This window comes from Brevibacillus brevis (assembly GCF_001039275.2).
Taxonomy (GTDB): Bacteria; Bacillota; Bacilli; order Brevibacillales; family Brevibacillaceae; genus Brevibacillus; species Brevibacillus brevis_C.
In genome coordinates, this window is record NZ_CP030117.1 from 3299820 (window position 1) to 3318186 (window position 18367).

Below are 18367 nucleotides of genomic sequence, written 5' to 3' on the forward strand. Positions count from 1 at the left end.
TCGCCTCACTCCTTCTTCCTTAAATGTAATTGTTTAGTTAAAAGGTCTCTTCCAACGACTTCCCGTTCTTTCAACCTTTTTTCCTCGAATTCATCATTTGCATCGTTTTCGTCTTGCTGGATTCTTTTCGCCAAACTAGAAATAGTAGGATTGGCAAAAAGATCGACAATCGGGATTTGTCTATTGAATTCTTCGTCCAATATAGATTTCATGCGTATCAGGGTTAAGGAGGTCGCTCCCAAATCAAAAAAATTATCATGGGTGCTGATCTCCTGGATTCCCAAAAACTCCTCCCAAATTTCCGCTATTCTTTGCTCGAGTTGATTGGACGGTTTTTCATAATCAACCATGGAAGAAGTATTTTTCCGTTTTTTCCGTGCGCTTTTGACCGTTACAGCATTTCCTTCAGGACTCCCCTGAAACCGAATCCATTGATCCAGCCGCATTTCCAAATCACCGGGAGAGTGGACAAGATGGTGATAGCGATCGACTGACAGTACCCGACGAAGCGCTTCGATCCCCTCTTCCGGGGTCATAGCCAGATCACCGATCGATGACTGGTACCCTATCTCGACCTTTTCGTGATTCCGCCAAGCCTCCCAATCAATGGTTTTCCATTTCACGCTGTGTTGCTTATTTCTCTTATTCGTATAGGAATCCATGAAAACATTCGCTGCCGAGTATGCGGCAAAGCCATATCCGCCCAACACAGATGCCGTCGAAGACATGAGCAGACAGAAATCAAGTGATTTTTGTTCCAAGACTTGGTCGAGTACAAGCAATCCGTCTATTTTGGGCTGAAAAATGGTTTGGCAGAGATCCGCATTTAACTGATCGATCGGATTCAAAAATTGATCCCCCATGTTTGCTGCACAATGGAAGACGCCATGAATAATTCCATGAGTTGCTTCGATCTCAGCAATAATATGGGACATCTGCGGGTAGTCATCGACCTGCCCTCTATAAACTTCTATGGTGGCTCCCAGTTGCTCTGCTTCCATCATTTCGCGAATTCTCATGCTCCGCGGGTCATCTTCCGGATGGTTCTTCAGCCACTCTGTCCACTCCTGTTTCAATGGGAACGACCTCTGGATAATTGCTATCGTAGCCTGATACTGTTTGGCCAGATAACTGCCTATGATCCAACCGATCATGCCTGCTCCGCCAGTAATGACATACACGCCGTTTTTTCGAAAAGGATCAGTCTTCGCTTCTGTCAGCTTGATCGGTTGATAGCTCGGAACCCATCTCTGGAAATGGCGATAAGCAATCAATCTGTCCGAAATCTCGTGAGCAAACTCTTCCACCACCATTTGTGCCATCCGCTTTACATCTTCCGCAGCTTCAAGCGCAGCGGTCTGAATATCGACAGTCAAATGACGAATGTTTTGCAATTCTTGCGGAATGACATGGCCCAACCCAATGAGCGGAGAATGCTCCGGGAACAACGTTTCCTGCCCGGTGACGGCCATCGCTTCATTCGTCACAACAGCCATTCGGATGACTCTGTGCCTGTCATAACGCTGTATGCAACGAACGATATACATGATGCTATAAAAACCAGTTTGCTGCGTCTTGTGAAAAGCTAAAACATCCAAAGGTGCGCTTGATTTATGCCCTGCACTCCACAAATGGAGTACATGATCGATTTGAATGTTGTTCTCTGTCAGGCTGACAAATAGTTTTTCGTAATCCGAAGAGGAAGTCGGATTCACCGTATAAGCACGTTCGTCGATTGCAAATTCAACACCCTCATAGATGACGATTGGGATTTGACCGGTAGATGACAGCTCTCGAATGACCTCATTGCTTAACGAATCCCGATTGGCAAACACAAGAAAAGTCTGCTGATCAGCCAGCTTGGCATTGGGAGGCAATACCTTCTGCTGCCAAAGAGGGGCATAAAACCAGTCTTCTATGTGCGGCTTTTTTTGCATTATCAATTTTCTGGCGATTTGCTTGTCATTCAACATGTGAAACGGATTACCATCCAACCAATGATATTCGCGCTCAAATGGATAGGTTGGCAAAGATAGTCTATTCCGCTTCTCATATTGGTACAGCTTCATCCAATCAATGGCATGACCTGCTCCCCAAATCTGACCCAAACGGGTGTACAGGTAATACAAATCGTCTACTTTTTCCTGTGGGTTTCGAATGATATTGAGAATCGTATGTGACGAATCACGTTGAATAAAATAACGCAGAAGCGCACTTAGGTTCCGGTCAGGTCCCACTTCAATAAAGGTTAGCGCGTCTTCTTGCAAAATTTCTTGCAAGCCACGAGCAAATCGGATTGGATCAGTCAGTTGTCTCGCCCAGTAGTCTGGGTCTGTTGCCTCCTCGGCAGTAATCCAGTCACCGGTCATGTTGGAAATAAAAGAGATGAGTGGCGGGTGTAACGGAATCTGCTTCATCTCCTCTGCGAATGCTTGCTTGATCGGCTTCATTAAATCGGAGTGAAGCGCATGGGAAGTGTCCAACCGAATACATATTTGCCTCAACGATTTTAGCTGTTCCTCAAACTGCTCTACCGTTTCCTTGGTTCCCCCCACTACGCACGATGGTCCATTGACGATACATAAGGAGAGATTCGCGGGAAGCAATGGCACCAACTCTGCTTCAGTCATTGGGACACTGAGCATGGCTCCCTCTTCCGTCAGCTTTATGAGCTGCCCTCTTCTAATAATCACGCGAATGGCGTCTTCCAGTGAAAAAACACCTGCCAGGCAGGCGGCGGCAAATTCCCCAAAGCTGTAGCCGATCATATAAGCAGGTTTGACGCCAAGTTCCATCAGATACTTTCCAAGCGCGTATTCAAAAATGAATACAACCAGTTGGCTGATATCGATCTGCTTGATTTTTTGGCTGGCTTGTTCCCAATCTGTTTGCGGAAACATCCATTCTTTTATGGACACATCCAGGTAACGGTCCAAAATTTCAAAGCAGTGATCCAGCTCTTTCTTAAATAAAGGCTCGAAACGATATAATCCGAGTCCCATCTCTACATATTGATTGCCCAACCCTGGAAACATGAAGACGATTTTCTTATCTGTCTGATCGATAGCACTGGTAAAAATCTTCCGTGAACGCTTTCCTTTTTCGTTTCCAATCGTTTGTAAAATGTCAGCCAATTCATCGGTATGGTTGGCAACGATAAAGCGTCTGTGCTCGAAGGCTTTTCTTCCGATTTGAAGGGTAAACGCCAAATCAGCCAATGAGACATCCGGGTTATTGCGGATATAGTCGGTCAGATTTTTGCTGGACTGATCCAAAGCGCTTTCGCTTTTAGCTGAAATCAGGATGAGCTGAGATCCTCTGCCCTTTGACGACTTTAATAAAGTGGGTGCTTCTTCCAGAATGACATGCGCATTGGTGCCCCCTATCCCGAACGAGCTGACTCCTGCCCGCAGTGTGTCGCTGACCGTGGATAAATCGATCAGCTTGGAATTAATCACAAAGGGAGAATCGGACAAATCGATTTTTGGATTCAGCTTTTTGAAGTGCAGGGTAGGAGGCAACAATTTATGCTGCAAACTTAGCGTTGCTTTGATAAGGCCCGCTACGCCTGCAGCAACATCGAGATGGCCGATATTAGATTTTACCGAACCAATCCTGCATACCCCTTCACCACTGCCAAATGCCGTACGTAACGCTTCCAGTTCAATCGGGTCCCCCAGTATGGTACCTGTGCCGTGTGTCTCTACAAACTGAATGCTCTCAAAATCAACCTCAGCTAGTTGCTGCGCCGTTTGGATCACCTCAACTTGCCCTTCGACACTCGGAGCAGTATAGGCGCTTTTTCGGGTTCCATCGTTATTAATCGCGGAGCCCTTTATCACCGCGTAGATATGATCTCCATCAGCAACTGCTTCCTCATATCGTTTCAAAACGACGACTCCCGCCCCATTGCCTGGTACTGATCCTTGGCCCTCCTCGTCAAACGGCCTGCAATGTCCATCCGGAGACAAGATCATGCCCTCCTGATACTGATAACCCGACTTCAAAGGCAAAGAGACGCTGACACCTCCTGCCAAGGCAATATCGCATTCACCGTTTAACAATGCCTGTGCGGCAAGATGGACAGCCACCAGCGATGTGGAGCAGGCTGTATTGACGGTAATACTCGGTCCTTTTAGATTCAGCCGATGCGAGATTTGCATGGACATAAAATCTTTGTTCGCTAACTGGTTAGCCGAAAATGGTCCGAGCAACTTGGAGCTGTCGGATAAAAAAGAAAGGGACTGCCAATAAAGATTACTGGCAGCTCCCGCATACATCCCGATCAAGCCCGAGTAAGTGTCAGCACAATACCCTGCATCCTCAAGCGCTTCCCAGACACATTCATGAAAAATACGAACTTGTGGGTCCATTACCTCGGCTTCAAGGGGAGAATAGTTAAAAAATGAAGCGTCAAAACGTTCACAGTTCTCCAGGTAGCCTTTTGCACGAACATAATCTGGACGAGAAAGCATTTCCGGGTCCATTTCACTATCCGCCAGTTCCTCCTGGGAAAAAAACGTGATCGTTTCTTTACCATTTACCAGATTGCTCCAAAAGCCTTCGATGTCCTGCGCTCCCGGGAATCTTCCCGCCATGCCAATAATGGCAATCTCGAGTCCGTTTAGTTGTTTACTCATCACTATTTATCCCTTTTCTTTTTGATAATCGTTGTGATCTTTTGGCATTGCCCTGAAGCAACAACTCTCTACGTCTTGGCTCTGGAATCGATTGCAGACTGTTTGCATTTGTTTTCTGACTTATATAAGTCAGGAAAGATTCGATGGTTCGATATCTGTACAGATTGGCTATCGAAATGTCTCGATCTATCTTTTCTATCAGCAGCTTATGCAAATGGATGACACTGAGGGAATTGCCTCCAATCTGGAAGAAGTCATCACCTATGCTGACCTTGTCGATCTGCAGTACTTCTTTCCAGAGCAGTGACAATTGTTTTTCCATCTCGGTTTTGGGAAGAACCACTTTCTCTTTTTCCAAGCCCACTTGGATACGTGAAAGCGATTTTCTGTCAATTTTTCCGCTGGAGGTATAAGGCAGTGCATCGAGCTGTTGGTAATAGACGGGAACCATGTACGCCGGCAAATGCCGTTGCAAATGTGTCTTCAGCTTCCCTGTATCAATCTTGTCCTTGGCGCTAAAAAACGCGCACAGTACCTTGCTCTCAGCCTGCGTCCCCTGGCTGAGTACCGCAACCGTTTCGATTTGGTCGGTATAAGCTTGGATAGCCGATTCAATTTCTCCCAATTCGATCCGGAAGCCCCGCAGCTTGATTTGTGTATCTTTTCTGCCCAAATAGGCAATGTTCCCGTCTTCTAGCCAACGGGCTAAATCTCCCGTGAAGTACAGCCGCTCTCCTGGAAGAATCGGCAGCTCCTTGAATTTTTCCGCTGTCAGCTCTGGACGGTTCAGATAGCCTTTCGCCACCTGGACACCTGCTATGCACAGCTCTCCCGGAACGCCAATCGGTGCGAATCCGCCCTCTTCCGTGACGATGTACAAGCGGGTATTCGCCACTGGCTTGCCGATAGGGATGAGCTGGTCTTCTTCTTGAACCTCATAGTAGCTGACGTCAATTGACGCCTCGGTAGGGCCGTACAGATTGTGCAATTCCACTCCCGGCATTTTTCGGAAGAAGCGATCCTTTACTTCGATGCTCAGCTCTTCGCCGCTGCAGATACATCGCTTCAATCGAGAAAAGGAAGCTGCTTCCGGCAGCGCATGAAGGAACCCTGCCAGCATGGAAGGCACGAAATGCAGCGTCGTAACCTCCTGCTCGCAGATGAGGTTGTAGAGATAATCGGGATCTTTTTCTCCCCCCGGCTTCGCCAAGCATAGTACCCCACCGATCATGAGCGGGAGAAACAGCTCCCACACGGAAACATCAAACGTATAGGTGGTCTTTTGCAGCACGACCTCCTTTTCATCCATCCCGTATTGATCGGCCATCCAGCGCAATCGGTTGGTCATACCTCCATGGGTCAAAAGGACGCCTTTCGGATTACCTGTGGAGCCCGATGTATAGAGCACATAAGCCAAATCATCCGGGTGAAGCTGTATGCCTAGATTGGTACACTCATAACTGGCATATCGTGCTGTATCTTCCAAATCATAGACGGCAATCTTTGTCGTTCCCATAGCAGGGACTTTGTCAATCAACTCCGTATGGCTCAGGACGATGCGGACTCCACTGTCTTCGAGCAAGTACTGAATTCGCTCTCCGGGAGTAGAGGGATCGATGGGCAGATAAGCACATCCCGCCTTTTCAATGGCGAGCAATCCAATGATCATGGCAAAGGAGCGTTCTGCCATGATGCCCACAATCTGATTTTTCTCGCAACCTTGTTCGAGCAGGAATCGAGCGACCTGATTCGCCCGTTTGTTCAACTCGCGGTATGTCAGGCTCTGCCTTTCCCACACAACCGCACTTTCATTTCCCCGCACGCTGGCCTGTTCCTCGATAAGAGCAATCACGCTTTGGCTCCAGTCCTCATTCACCTGCGTTTGGTTGAACCCGTCTCGAAGCAGGTGCTCTTCTTCCACTGAAATCAAGCCAATCTCCCTGATTTGTTGGTCAGGGCCCCGCAAAATTTCATGGACGATTTGCTGGAAATGTCTCCCCATGCGCTCAACCGTGGATGCAGTGAACAGCGCGGTCGCGTACTCGATGGCAAATCCTATCTTCCCTTGCTCTTCCCACGTTTGCATCATCAGGTCAAACTTGGCGATGCCGCTGTGGAAGTCATAACGTTGGACATCCAGACCACGGATGATCAATTGGCTGCGATCCCGTTGTTCCCACGTAAACATCGTGTCAAACAGAGGATTGCGACTGAGATCTCGTTCCTTCTCGATTTGCTGCACAAGCTCCTCAAAAGGATAGCTTTGATGCTCAAACGCTTGCAGGCAGTACGCTTTCAGCTCTTGCAGGTAATCAACTACGCGCTTGTCGCCTTCTGGGTAGCTTCTCAGTGCGAGTGTATTAACGAAAGCCCCGACAGTCTCCTCGGTCTCCACACCGAGACGACCAGCAACTGGGGTTCCGATCAGGATTTCTTTTTGACCACTGTATTTGGTCAGCAGGATGGAGAAGCAGCCAAACAGCAGCATAAACGGCGTCAGTTGCTGTTTGCGGCAAAACTCTCGGAGTGCAGCAGCCTTCTCATTCTCCAAGACAAAACACCTAAGCGCTCCAGAGAAATTTTTGATCGAAGGACGACGGTAATCAGTCGGCAAATCAAGTGTTTCGTAGCCGTCCCTGTATTGTTGTAGCCAGAAATCTGCTTCCTTTTGCCAAAATGCCGTGTCCCTGCTTTGCTGCCATACAGCGAAGTCTTTGTACTGAACCTTTGGTTCCCCCAAGGTCTGACTATCGTAATAGGCCAGAAAATCATTCACCAGCCGTTCAATCGACAGTCCGTCGGAAATGATATGATGCATATCGATCAGCATGACATGGCGTTCTTTTTCCACGCAGACCAGGCGAATTCGCAGCAACGGTGCTTGGTCCAACGAAAACGGACGAACAAAGCCTTCTAGCGTTTCATCTACATTTGCTCCCAACATCTCCGCATATTCAATGGCAAAAGATGCATCGGGTACGATTTTTTGCACTAAATTTTGACCGATCAGCTCAAAATACGTCCGCAGCGCTTCATGCCGTTGCAGCAATAATTCGCACGCAGCCTCCACTCGTTCCCGATCTAGCTTCCCTTTCAGTACGAACACACCGGGGATGTTGTATGCCATACTGTTCTCATCAAATTGATGTAGGGCATACAGCCTTTTTTGTTGGGATGATACCGGGTAGTACGGCGCTTCCGATGCTTTTGGAATCACGACTGCCGTCTGCGGCGTTTTTTGCAGAATGAGCGGTACCAGTTCCCGGATCGTAGGATGCTCGAACACCTCCTGCATCGTCAACTGCACTTGGAAGGCTGCGGAAATCTTTGATTTTAATACAATTGCTGCTAACGAATTGCCTCCCAATTCAAAAAAATGATCTGTGGAGGAAAGGTTCTCAATGTTGAGCGTCTCTTTAAAAATGGAAACCAGAAGCTGTCCTTCTTTTCTCCTAAAGATTTCAGGAGATGGCTTTTCTATGTTGTCGCTAACTGTTATATGCGGCAACGCTTTTCTATCGATCTTTCCGCTGGAGGTATAAGGGAGCGCATCGAGCTGTTGGTAATGGACGGGAACCATGTACGCCGGCAAATGCCGTTGCAAATGTGTCTTCAGCTTCCCTGTATCAATCTTGTCCTTGGCGCTAAAAAACGCGCACAGTACCTTGCTCTCAGCCTGCGTCCCCTGGCTGAGTACCGCAACCGTTTCGATTTGGTCTGTATAAGCTTGGATAGCCGATTCAATTTCTCCCAATTCGATCCGGAAGCCCCGCAGCTTGATTTGTGTATCTTTTCTGCCCAAATAGGCAATGTTCCCGTCTTCTAGCCAACGGGCTAAATCTCCCGTGAAGTACAGCCGCTCCCCTGGAAGAATCGGCAGCTCCTTGAATTTTTCCGCTGTCAGCTCTGGACGGTTGAGATAGCCTTTCGCCACCTGGACACCTGCTATGCACAGCTCTCCCGGAACGCCAATCGGTGCGAATCCGCCCTCTTCCGTGACGATGTACAAGCGGGTATTCGCCACTGGCTTGCCGATAGGGATGAGCTGGTCTTCTTCTTGAACCTCATAGTAGCTGACGTCAATTGACGCCTCGGTAGGGCCGTACAGATTGTGCAATTCCACTCCCGGCATTTTTCGGAAGAAGCGATCCTTTACTTCGATGCTCAGCTCTTCGCCGCTGCAGATGCAGCGCTTCAATCGGGAAAAGGAAGCTGCTTCCGGCAGCGCATGAAGGAACCCTGCCAGCATGGAAGGCACGAAATGCAGCGTCGTAACCTCCTGCTCGCAGATGAGGTTGTAGAGATAATCGGGATCTTTTTCTCCCCCCGGCTTCGCCAAGCATAGTACCCCACCGATCATGAGCGGGAGAAACAGCTCCCACACGGAAACATCAAATGTATAGGTGGTCTTTTGCAGCACGACCTCCTTGTCATCCATCCCGTATTGATCGGCCATCCAGCGCAATCGGTTGGTCATACCGCCATGGGTCAAAAGGACGCCTTTCGGATTACCTGTGGAGCCTGATGTATAGAGCACATAGGCCAAATCATCGGGATGAAGCTGTATGCCTGGATTGGTACACTCATAACCCGCGTATCGCACGGCATCTTCCAAATCATAGACGACTACGCCTGCAGTGTTTGCTATACCAACAAGTCCCGCATGGCTCAAGACGATGCGGATTCCACTGTCTTCGACCATATACTGGATTCGCTCCGCTGGGGTAGTGGGATCGATGGGCAGATAAGCACATCCCGCCTTTTCAATGGCGAGCAATCCAATGATCATGGCAAAGGAGCGTTCTGCCATGATGCCCACAATCTGATTTTTCTCGCAACCTTGTTCGAGTAAGAATCGAGCGACCTGATTCGCCCGTTCGTTCAACTCGCGGTATGTCAGGCTCTGCCCTTCCCACACAACTGCACTTTCATTTCCCCGCACGCTGGCCTGTTCCTCGATAAGAGCAATCACGCTTTGACTCCAGTCCTCATTAACCTTTGTCTGGTTAAACCCTTCCCGAAGCAGGTGCTCTTCTTCCGCTGAAATCAAGCGAATCTTCCTGATTTGTTGGTCAGGAGACTGCAAAATTTCGTCGACGATCTGCTGGAAATGTCTGCCCATGCGCTCTACCGTGGAAGCGGTAAACAGCGCGGTCGCATACTCGATGGCAAATCCTAACTCCTCTTGCTCTTCCCACGTTTGCATCATCAGGTCAAACTTGGCGATGCCGCTGTGGAAGTCATAACGTTGCACATCTACTCCATGGATAATCAATTGGCTGCGATCCCGCTGTTCCCACGTAAACATCGTGTCAAACAGAGGATTGCGACTGAGATCTCGTTCCTTCTCGATTTGTTGCACAAGCTCCTCAAAAGGATAGCTTTGATGCTCAAATGCTTGCAGGCAGTACGCTTTCAGCTCTTGCAGGTAATCAACTACGCGCTTGCCCCCTTCTGGGTAGCTTCTCAGTGCGAGTGTATTAACAAAAGCCCCGACAGTCTCCTCCGTCTCCACGCCGAAACGACCGGCAACTGGGGTTCCGATCAGGATTTCATTTTGACCACTGTATTTGGCCAGCAGGATAGAGAAGCAACCAAACAGCAGCATGTACGGTGTCAGTTGTTGCGTGCGGCAAAACTCCCGGAGTGCAGCAGCCTTCTCATCCGCCAAAACAAACCGACTAATCGACCCGGCAAAATTTTTGATCGAAGGACGGCGGTAATCAGTCGGCAAATCAAGTGTTTCGTAGCCATCCTTATATTGCTGTAACCAAAAATCTGCTTCCTTTTGCCAAAATGCTGTGTCCCTGCTTTGCTGCCATACAGCGAAGTCTTTGTATTGAATCTTTGGGTCCCCCAAGGTCTGCCCATCGTAATAGGCCAGAAAATCACTCACTAGCCGTTCACTCGACAATCCGTCAGAAATGATATGATGCATATCGATCAGCATGACATGGCGCTGTTTTTCCACGCAGACCAAGCGAATTCGCAGCAACGGTGCTTGGTCCAATGCGAACGGGCGACTGAAGCCCTCCAGTGTCTCCTCTACACTTGCCCCCGGCATCTCCACATATTCAATCGCAAACGAGGCTTCTGGAACGATTTTTTGTACAAGATCTTGTCCGATCAGCTCAAAACACGTCCGCAGAGCTTCATGCCGTTGCAGCAATCCATCACATGCAGCCTGCAATCGTTCCCGATCCACCATTCCGTGCAGGAGGAACACACCGGGGATGTTGTATGCCGTACTGCTCTCATCAAATTGCTGTAGAGCGTATAGCCTCTTTTGCTGGGATGATACCGGGTAGTGCGGCGCTTCCTTTGCTTTGGGGATGACGACTGCCGTCTGCGGCGTTTTTTGCATGATAAGCGGCACCAGTTCCCGGATCGTAGGATGCTCGAACACCTCTTGCATCGTCAAATGCACTTGAAACGTATCTGTCATTTTGGAGACAAGTGAAATGACTTTAAGCGAATCAAATCCTGATTCAAACAGATCATCGTCTTCCCCAACATGAGGTCCTCCGATAATTTCGGATACTACCTGTGAAAGCATGGCTCCTTCTTTCGTTGTAAACTTGTGCACGGCTTGAATCGAAACGGGGTCTTGTCCAAGCAACGGTTTCTCGTTGGCACTCACCCGCTTGCCGTGGCTGCTTGTGTCGAAACGGAAATTGTTTATCCAGTAACGCTTTTTTTCAAACGGGTATCCTGGCAGAGAAACTCTCCTTCGCTTTTCTGCTCCGTAAAACCGTTTCCAGTCAATGTCGATTCCATATAACCATAATTGCGCAACTGTCTTTAAAAAGAATTCATCATCCGCTACTTTCATTTGCTCAACTCGAATCGTATCGAGAATCTGTTGATTGCGTTCAGGATACAAAAACCTCTTCGCAAGCGTGCACAGATTTCGTCCCGGCCCTATCTCGATAAATAAGGTATGCTCATGCATCGCCAGCTTCTTAATCCCTTCCACAAAACGAACAGGTTCGCGCAAATGACGAAGCCAATATTCGGGATCGACAGCTTCCTCAGGTGTGATTGCATTACCTGTCAAACTGGAGAAAAACGGAATAACAGGTGGATGGTACGAAATGCTGTGAACGTATTCACTTAGGTCGGCCAGCATGGAATCCAGCATCTTGGAATGGCCGGCATGGGAAATAGGAAGCCGCATGCTTATGATCTTGTTTTGCTTCAGCGAAGATTCGAATTTGGTAACATCCTCCTTGCTCCCGGAGACAACACAAGACTCATCGTTCACTGCTGCGATCGACAGTTCATTTGGAAGCATGCCCAGCAATTCCAATTCCGGCAACGGCACCGTTAGCATAGTCCCTTCAGGAAGTCCCTCCATCAGCCGTCCTCTGTGATAGGTTAAAAACAGGGCGTCTTCCAGCGAGAAAACTCCAGCTATGCACGCTGCCACATACTCCCCTATGCTGTATCCGATCATGCTCAGAGGAGTAATATGCCACTCCATCAGCATCAAAGCCATAGAATACTCAACGGCAAAGTGAAGAGGCTGGGAAATGCTCTGTCTATGAATTTCCGTTCCCGTTTGGGTGTCAGTCTTTTCTGGATACAGATAGTCTTGATACCGGACACCCGAGATTTTTTGCAAAATCGTGAAGCATTCATCCAGCTTCTCTCGAAAAATCGTCTCGTATCGGTAAAGATCCAGGGCCATATTCACGTATTCCGCGCCTTGACCCGTAAACATAAATACAATGGAAGGCGTTTGTTCGGAAGCCACGAAATCCAATGACTTTCGTGTGTCCTTCTCCGTTAATATTTCAATAGCCTGTCTCACTTCCGAACAAAGGAATACAGAGCGGTGCGAAAAACGCTTCCGTCCTACCTTCAACGTGTAAGCTGCATCGGCTAAATGAATGTTGTGGTTGCGCTGGAACTTCTCTCGAATCTGTCCTTTTATCTTCTTCAACGCCGTATCGTTTTCCGCGGATAACGTTATGATTTGGAATCGTCTTTTGGTCGGCGTCTTTATAACGGGCGGAGCTTCTTCCAGAATCACATGGGCGTTGCTCCCCCCCTGTCCAAAGGAACTCACACCAGCCCGAAGAGGGAACAAATCTTCTGTTCGCAAGTCACGAAGTTGCGTGTGCGGGTAAAAAGGAGAATTCTGAAAATCGATTTGCGGATTGACCTCATCAAAATTGATTGTAGGCGGAATCATCCGATTCTTCAGCGACAAGGATGTTTTCATTAAACCCGCAATCCCTGCCGCTGCTTCCAAATGTCCGATATTCGTCTTGACTGAGCCAATTCCGCAATAGTTTTTCTTATCCGTATCAAAGGCCATTTTGAGTCCTTCGATTTCAACAGGATCACCCAAAATCGTTCCAGTCCCATGAGCTTCAATATAATGGAGCTGTGTAGACCCGAGTCCGGAGCGTTGGATTGCTTTCTGGATGACAGCTGCTTGTCCTTCAACACTCGGGGCGGAGTACCCCACTTTACGGTTTCCATCATTATTTACCGCAGAAGACTTCACAACTGAATAGATATGATCCCCATCTGCAAGGGCATCCTTCAATCGTTTTAATACGACAAGCCCCACGCCATTTCCGGTCACCGTGCCTGATGCTTTTTTATCAAAGGCTCTGCAATGTCCATCCCTTGATAAAATCATTCCCTCCTGGTGGATATACCCCATCTCGTCCAGCAAAGAAACTGTAACCGCTCCTGCTATTGCTATGTCACACTCTCCAAAAAGCAAATCTTTGTAGGCACGATCGACGGCAATCAGCGAAGTGGAGCAAGCTGCTTGGACCGTGATAGCTGGACCCCTCAAATTCATGCGATACGCAATCAGTGTTGCAAATGAATTGCTGTTAACATGATAAATTTGATATTGATCAGAGGCATAAAGAGACGGTGAAAACTTTTCGGGTACCCAGTATATATTGTAGGAGGAGCCGACATACAAACCGATGGAGCCTGGGTAGGCTTCAGGTTCATATCCTGCATCTTCCAAGGCATGCCAAGCACATTCATGAAGCAAGCGAATTTGTGGGTCCATTTGCTTGGCCTCTGTAACCGTATATCCAAAGAAATCTGCATCAAAACAATCGATATCCTCCAGCTTCCCCTTTGCTTTAACAAAATGGGGGCTGTTCAACAACTCGTGATCGATGCCGAATGCCTGCATTTCTTCATCCGTATAAAACTTGATTGTTTCCGTTCCGTTCACCAAGTTGCTCCAAAACTGCTCTTTGTCAGCCGCTCCTGGAAATCGGCCAGCCATCCCAATGATGGCGACATCCGTGTCTTGAATGTCTATGGCTTGAAGCGGGACGATTTTAGGCTTTTTATCTTTTGTATGGGTAGTCATGCTGTGAACCTTGGTTTTCGCATGGAAGTATTTTGCAAAATCATAAATCGTCGGATAGGTGAAAATAGTCTGTATCGAAACTTCCGTATTGAATTCGGCTTTCAATTCATTACACAAATAAATGACTTTGATCGAGTCGCCTCCGACATCAAAGAATCGGTCGTGTATGCCCACTCGCTCGATTTTCAGTACTTTTTTCCATATCTGAGCAATCTTTGTTTCCAGCTCGCTCCTTGGCTCAACTGTTTTTTCCGAAACATTCAATGGATTTTTTTGGATCTGTACCAAAGCTTTTCGATCCACTTTTAAATTGCTGGTGTACGGAATTGCTTGTATACGGTAGTAAAAAGACGGAATGGCGTAATAAGACAGTTTGTCCTTTAGAAAATCTTTACAATCTGCCCAGTTGAAATTGCCATCGATGACCATATACGCAGCCAGAGCCGAATCATTCTTTTCTTTTATCTCTATGACAACGGCATCTTTTACTGACGGAAATTTTTTCAGGGCGCTTTCAACCTCGGCGATTTCTATGCGATGTCCCCTGATTTTGACCTGATCGTCTTTTCGTCCAACAAACTGCAACGTTCCATCTGGCAGCCAATAGGCATAATCACCCGTACAGTATAATTTTTCACCTGGTTGAAATGGATGAGGTATAAATTTTTCCTCAGTGAGTAGAGGCTGGTTTAAGTATCCCTTCGCCACTCCTTTTCCTGAGATGCACAGTTCACCCGGGTACCCGAGCGGGCGCAATGTCCTCTCTTTCGACAAGAGATAGATTCCCGTATTGGCAATAGGTTTCCCGATGGCAATCGATTCATCAAGCAGGTGGACAGTAGACCATACAGTCGTTTCAGTCGGGCCATAGACATTGTAAATCGGCTGCTTAGTTATTTCGCGCAAAGATTGATATAAATGTTCCGGCAGTCCTTCTCCGCCGATCAATATCTTTTTCAATTGCTGCAAGCTGTTAGCACGTGATGAATTCACAAGCATTTTCATCCGAGATGGAGTCGCTTGGAGAATCGTAACCGAATTGGCTTCGATCAATCGCAGTATTTCATCCGGGTCTTTTAGCGCCATATCGCTCGCCAATACGATTTTCATTCCAAGACATAGCGGCGCCAATGATTCCAGGACAAAAATATCAAAAGAATAAGTAGTGAGAGCGAGTATGGCATGATCAGGCTCAAAACCGATCTCTTTTTCCATTCCGTAGATAAAATTCACGACGTTTTCGTGTGTGATCATCACACCCTTGGGTACCCCTGTCGATCCGGATGTATAAATCACATAAGCCAGATCATCCGACGAAGGCGGAGCAATTGTCGCTTCCCGCGCGCGTTGCTGCATGTCTTGCAAGCCATAATACCCTTCGCTCTCTGTATGATCCATGCACACAACGGTTTGGAAAGCCGGACACTTCGCTTGAAGAGCAGCTAATATATCGCCGTATTTCTGCTCGGAAATCACTACTTTTACATGCCCGTCGTCAAGCATCGTCGAGCAACGTTCGAGTGGCAGCATCGGATCAATTGGCACATAGGCGCCCCCGGCTTTTAATATTCCGAGCATGGCGATTAACAGTTCCGGCCGCCTGTCCATGAACAGACCCACGCACTGGTTGGAGTGAATGTCCACATCCCGTAATAAAATTGCCAACTGATTCGCTTGCTCATTGATTTGCCGATACGTGAAGCATTGGTCTTGGTATATAAGTGCAATACGATCCGGTGTTTTACATACCTGCTCTTCAAATAACTGTGGGATGCTTTTCTCGGATGGCACCCACACTTTTGTATCATTCCACTTATACAGCAGCTTCTGTTTTTCTTCGGGAAAGAGAAAGTCAACAGCGCGAATGCTTGCAAGCGGCTGTTCTACAAGCCAAGAAAGTATCGTCTGATAGCGCGCACATAGTTCCTCTACGAATGTCTCGCTATAGATGCGATTGTCATAGTCGACAACAAACTGAATCGAATTCCACAGCGTGATAAAGATCGTGAGCGGATAGTTGGTTTCTTCTCTATATGAAAAGGAATCAATAACAATATTCCGATTATTCGAATGATGTTGAAGCGGATAATTTTCAACGACAAGAATTGCATCAAATAACTCTTTTTCAAAAGGCAACGCACTGTATTTTTTTATATCCCGCAATGGGGTAGAACCAAAGTGTTTTCGAGCATTCATGGAGGCAAACACCTTTTCCAAAAATGCCTGGAGAGATTCATCTGGATCGATCGCCATTCTAAGTGGCAACGTATTGATAAATAAACCCACCATCTCCCCGATTCCTTCGAGAGACTCTTCCCTCCCTGAGATGGTCGTTCCAAAAACTACGTCTTTGCTGTCTGTATAAAAATAGTGCAGCAACGCCCAAGCCCCATACAGATAACAACTGATTGAGTGCTTTCCTTGGCGCTTGATTTCATCGTGTAGGGACTGAGGTAGTTCCAGACGGACCTGTTTTTTCCCCTCATCATCCTGTCTGCTAACGCGATTCGCTGGAATGATCTCCTGAAGCCAGACCGGATTTACGTCTTGCAGATATGTGGTCCAGAAGCTTTCTTGCTCAGCTTTGTCTTTTTTCTGAATCCATTTGATATAGTCTTTACCTTTCCTTTTCGAGGGAACGGATAGCTGACGCTGATCCAGCAGTTGTTGGTACGCCTCTATAAATTCAGACAAAAGGATGCCCGTACTCCATCCGTCAAACAGAATATGGTGATGACTCATGATCAGTTGAAAGTCTTCGTCACCCAATTTGTACAGGCTGATTCGAAACGCGCCTTCCCTCAGATCAAACTTGTTTTCTCGATCATCGTCCAGTATTTTTGCCACAAATGCGTTACGGTCCTCTCGCGTCTGTTCCGATACATCAATGACTCGCAGAAAGTCTTGCACCTCTTTTACGATGATGAGAAGAGGCTCTTTTACCCCTTCCCATCGAAAAACGGCACGTAGCATCTCATTTACTGAGACGACGTGCCGCCAAGCCTGTTGAAAAGCAGAAATATTTACAGCCGAGGAAATATGCAAGCTGATTTGTTCAAAATATAGCGAGCTGTCTGGTTCTTTTAAGTAATGAAACAGCATTCCTTCTTGCATTGGACTAAGAGAAATGATGTCGCTGACTTGATTGGCATCTAATTTTTTCATAGTTCCGTTACCCTCTTAGGCTGATAATGTCTATTTGCGGCATGCATCGCAATGATTTGCTGCTGAATTTGAGAAGACCCTTCAATGATCTCCAGTACTTTCGCCTCTCGAAAAAGCCGTTCTACCGGATAGAGGTTGCTGCAACCGTTAGCGCCGAGGACTTGAACTGCATCGGAGGCAACCTTGTTAGCCACCACTGACGAAAAGTATTTTGCCATTGTCGTTTGTACGATCGCATCCGGGTGATTATCCGCACGCATCCGAGCAGCCTCCTTGCATAGCGAACGGGCAGCATGAACGTTCGTAGTGGCGTCGCCAATGATCCCTTTGATAAGTTGAAAGTTAAAGATTTTCTCTCCGGATTGGGTTCTTTTTCTCGCGTACGTAACCATTACTTCCAACGCCTCCTGCGCCAACCCGACGCCCATCCAGGCGACATTAAATCTTCCCTGATCCAGAGCGAAGTTGGCAACACCCGTGAAGCCCATTCCTTCCTTGCCAATCAGCCTCTCGCTGCCCACTTCTACGTTCGTCAATTCAATATCCGCAAGCTGTGAAGCTGCACAAGAGAGCAGCCCCTGTATCTTTTGAACGCGAACTCCCTCTTGTTCACGGTCGACGATAAAGGCACTGATGCCATTCCCTGATGAGTCCGACGCTATAACAATAAAAAAGTCGGCGATCTCTCCGAACGATATCCATTTCTTGCGCCCCGTTATCCGATATTTGTCGCCTACTTTTTCGTAAGAGGTTTGCACATCCTTCGCACCGCTTCCCACGCCCGGCTCAGTCAACGCAAAAGCACCGATCTTCTCCCCGCTCGCGATGGGAAGAACGTACTGTTCTTTCTGGTACTCGGTCCCCCAGCGGATGAGTGTTTCGCCTACCAATCCGGTTGTAACCGTCAGGAGCATCGCAGCAGACAAAGCCCCTTTGCCAATCTCTTCAACCATGCTCCCATATTCAAGCGGGTGCAGCTGCAAGCCCCCATATTGCTCAGAAAAGCTTGCAGCCAAATATCGTTTGTTCCCCATTTTTTTGATTAGTTCCCTTGGGAGTGCTTGTTGCTTTTCAAAATCAGTAGCATATGGCCTAATTTCTTCGTCTACAAATTGTCTTACTTCTTCAAGAATGCTATGCGGGCTTGTTATCTTCATTTTCATTCAATCCCCATCATATAAAATGTGATTATGACTGAGTCTAATTC

At 47.5% G+C, this 18367-nt stretch carries 3 protein-coding genes; all 3 read right to left on the bottom strand.

Annotated elements, in window-relative coordinates; genetic code table 11:
- Positions 1-5 precede the first annotated feature (5 nt).
- The 3 genes from AB432_RS15910 to AB432_RS15920 are packed head-to-tail and all read right to left on the bottom strand — an operon-like array spanning position 6 to position 18317.
- A complete protein-coding gene (locus AB432_RS15910) occupies positions 6-4640 on the bottom strand; it encodes a type I polyketide synthase (protein ID WP_048033112.1) in 4635 nt (1544 codons plus the stop codon).
- Positions 4633-17160, bottom strand: a complete 12528-nt coding sequence (locus AB432_RS15915; RefSeq protein ID WP_048033113.1) for a hybrid non-ribosomal peptide synthetase/type I polyketide synthase — start codon at positions 17158-17160, stop codon at positions 4633-4635. Before AB432_RS15915 ends, AB432_RS15910 begins: the two co-directional genes overlap by 8 nt.
- Positions 17157-18317: an acyl-CoA dehydrogenase family protein gene (locus AB432_RS15920; RefSeq protein WP_048033114.1), complete on the bottom strand. Its 1161-nt coding sequence runs from the start codon at positions 18315-18317 to the stop codon at positions 17157-17159. The genes AB432_RS15915 and AB432_RS15920 overlap by 4 nt, the downstream gene beginning before the upstream one ends.
- Positions 18318-18367 lie beyond the last annotated feature (50 nt).

Excerpts from the sequence above, each read along its gene's own strand:
- AB432_RS15910 (WP_048033112.1), bottom strand. The coding sequence starts at position 4,640 with ATGAGTAAACAACTAAACGGACTCGAGATTGCCATTATTGGCATGGCG.
- AB432_RS15915 (WP_048033113.1), bottom strand. The coding sequence starts at position 17,160 with ATGAAAAAATTAGATGCCAATCAAGTCAGCGACATCATTTCTCTTAGT.
- AB432_RS15920 (WP_048033114.1), bottom strand. The coding sequence starts at position 18,317 with ATGAAGATAACAAGCCCGCATAGCATTCTTGAAGAAGTAAGACAATTT.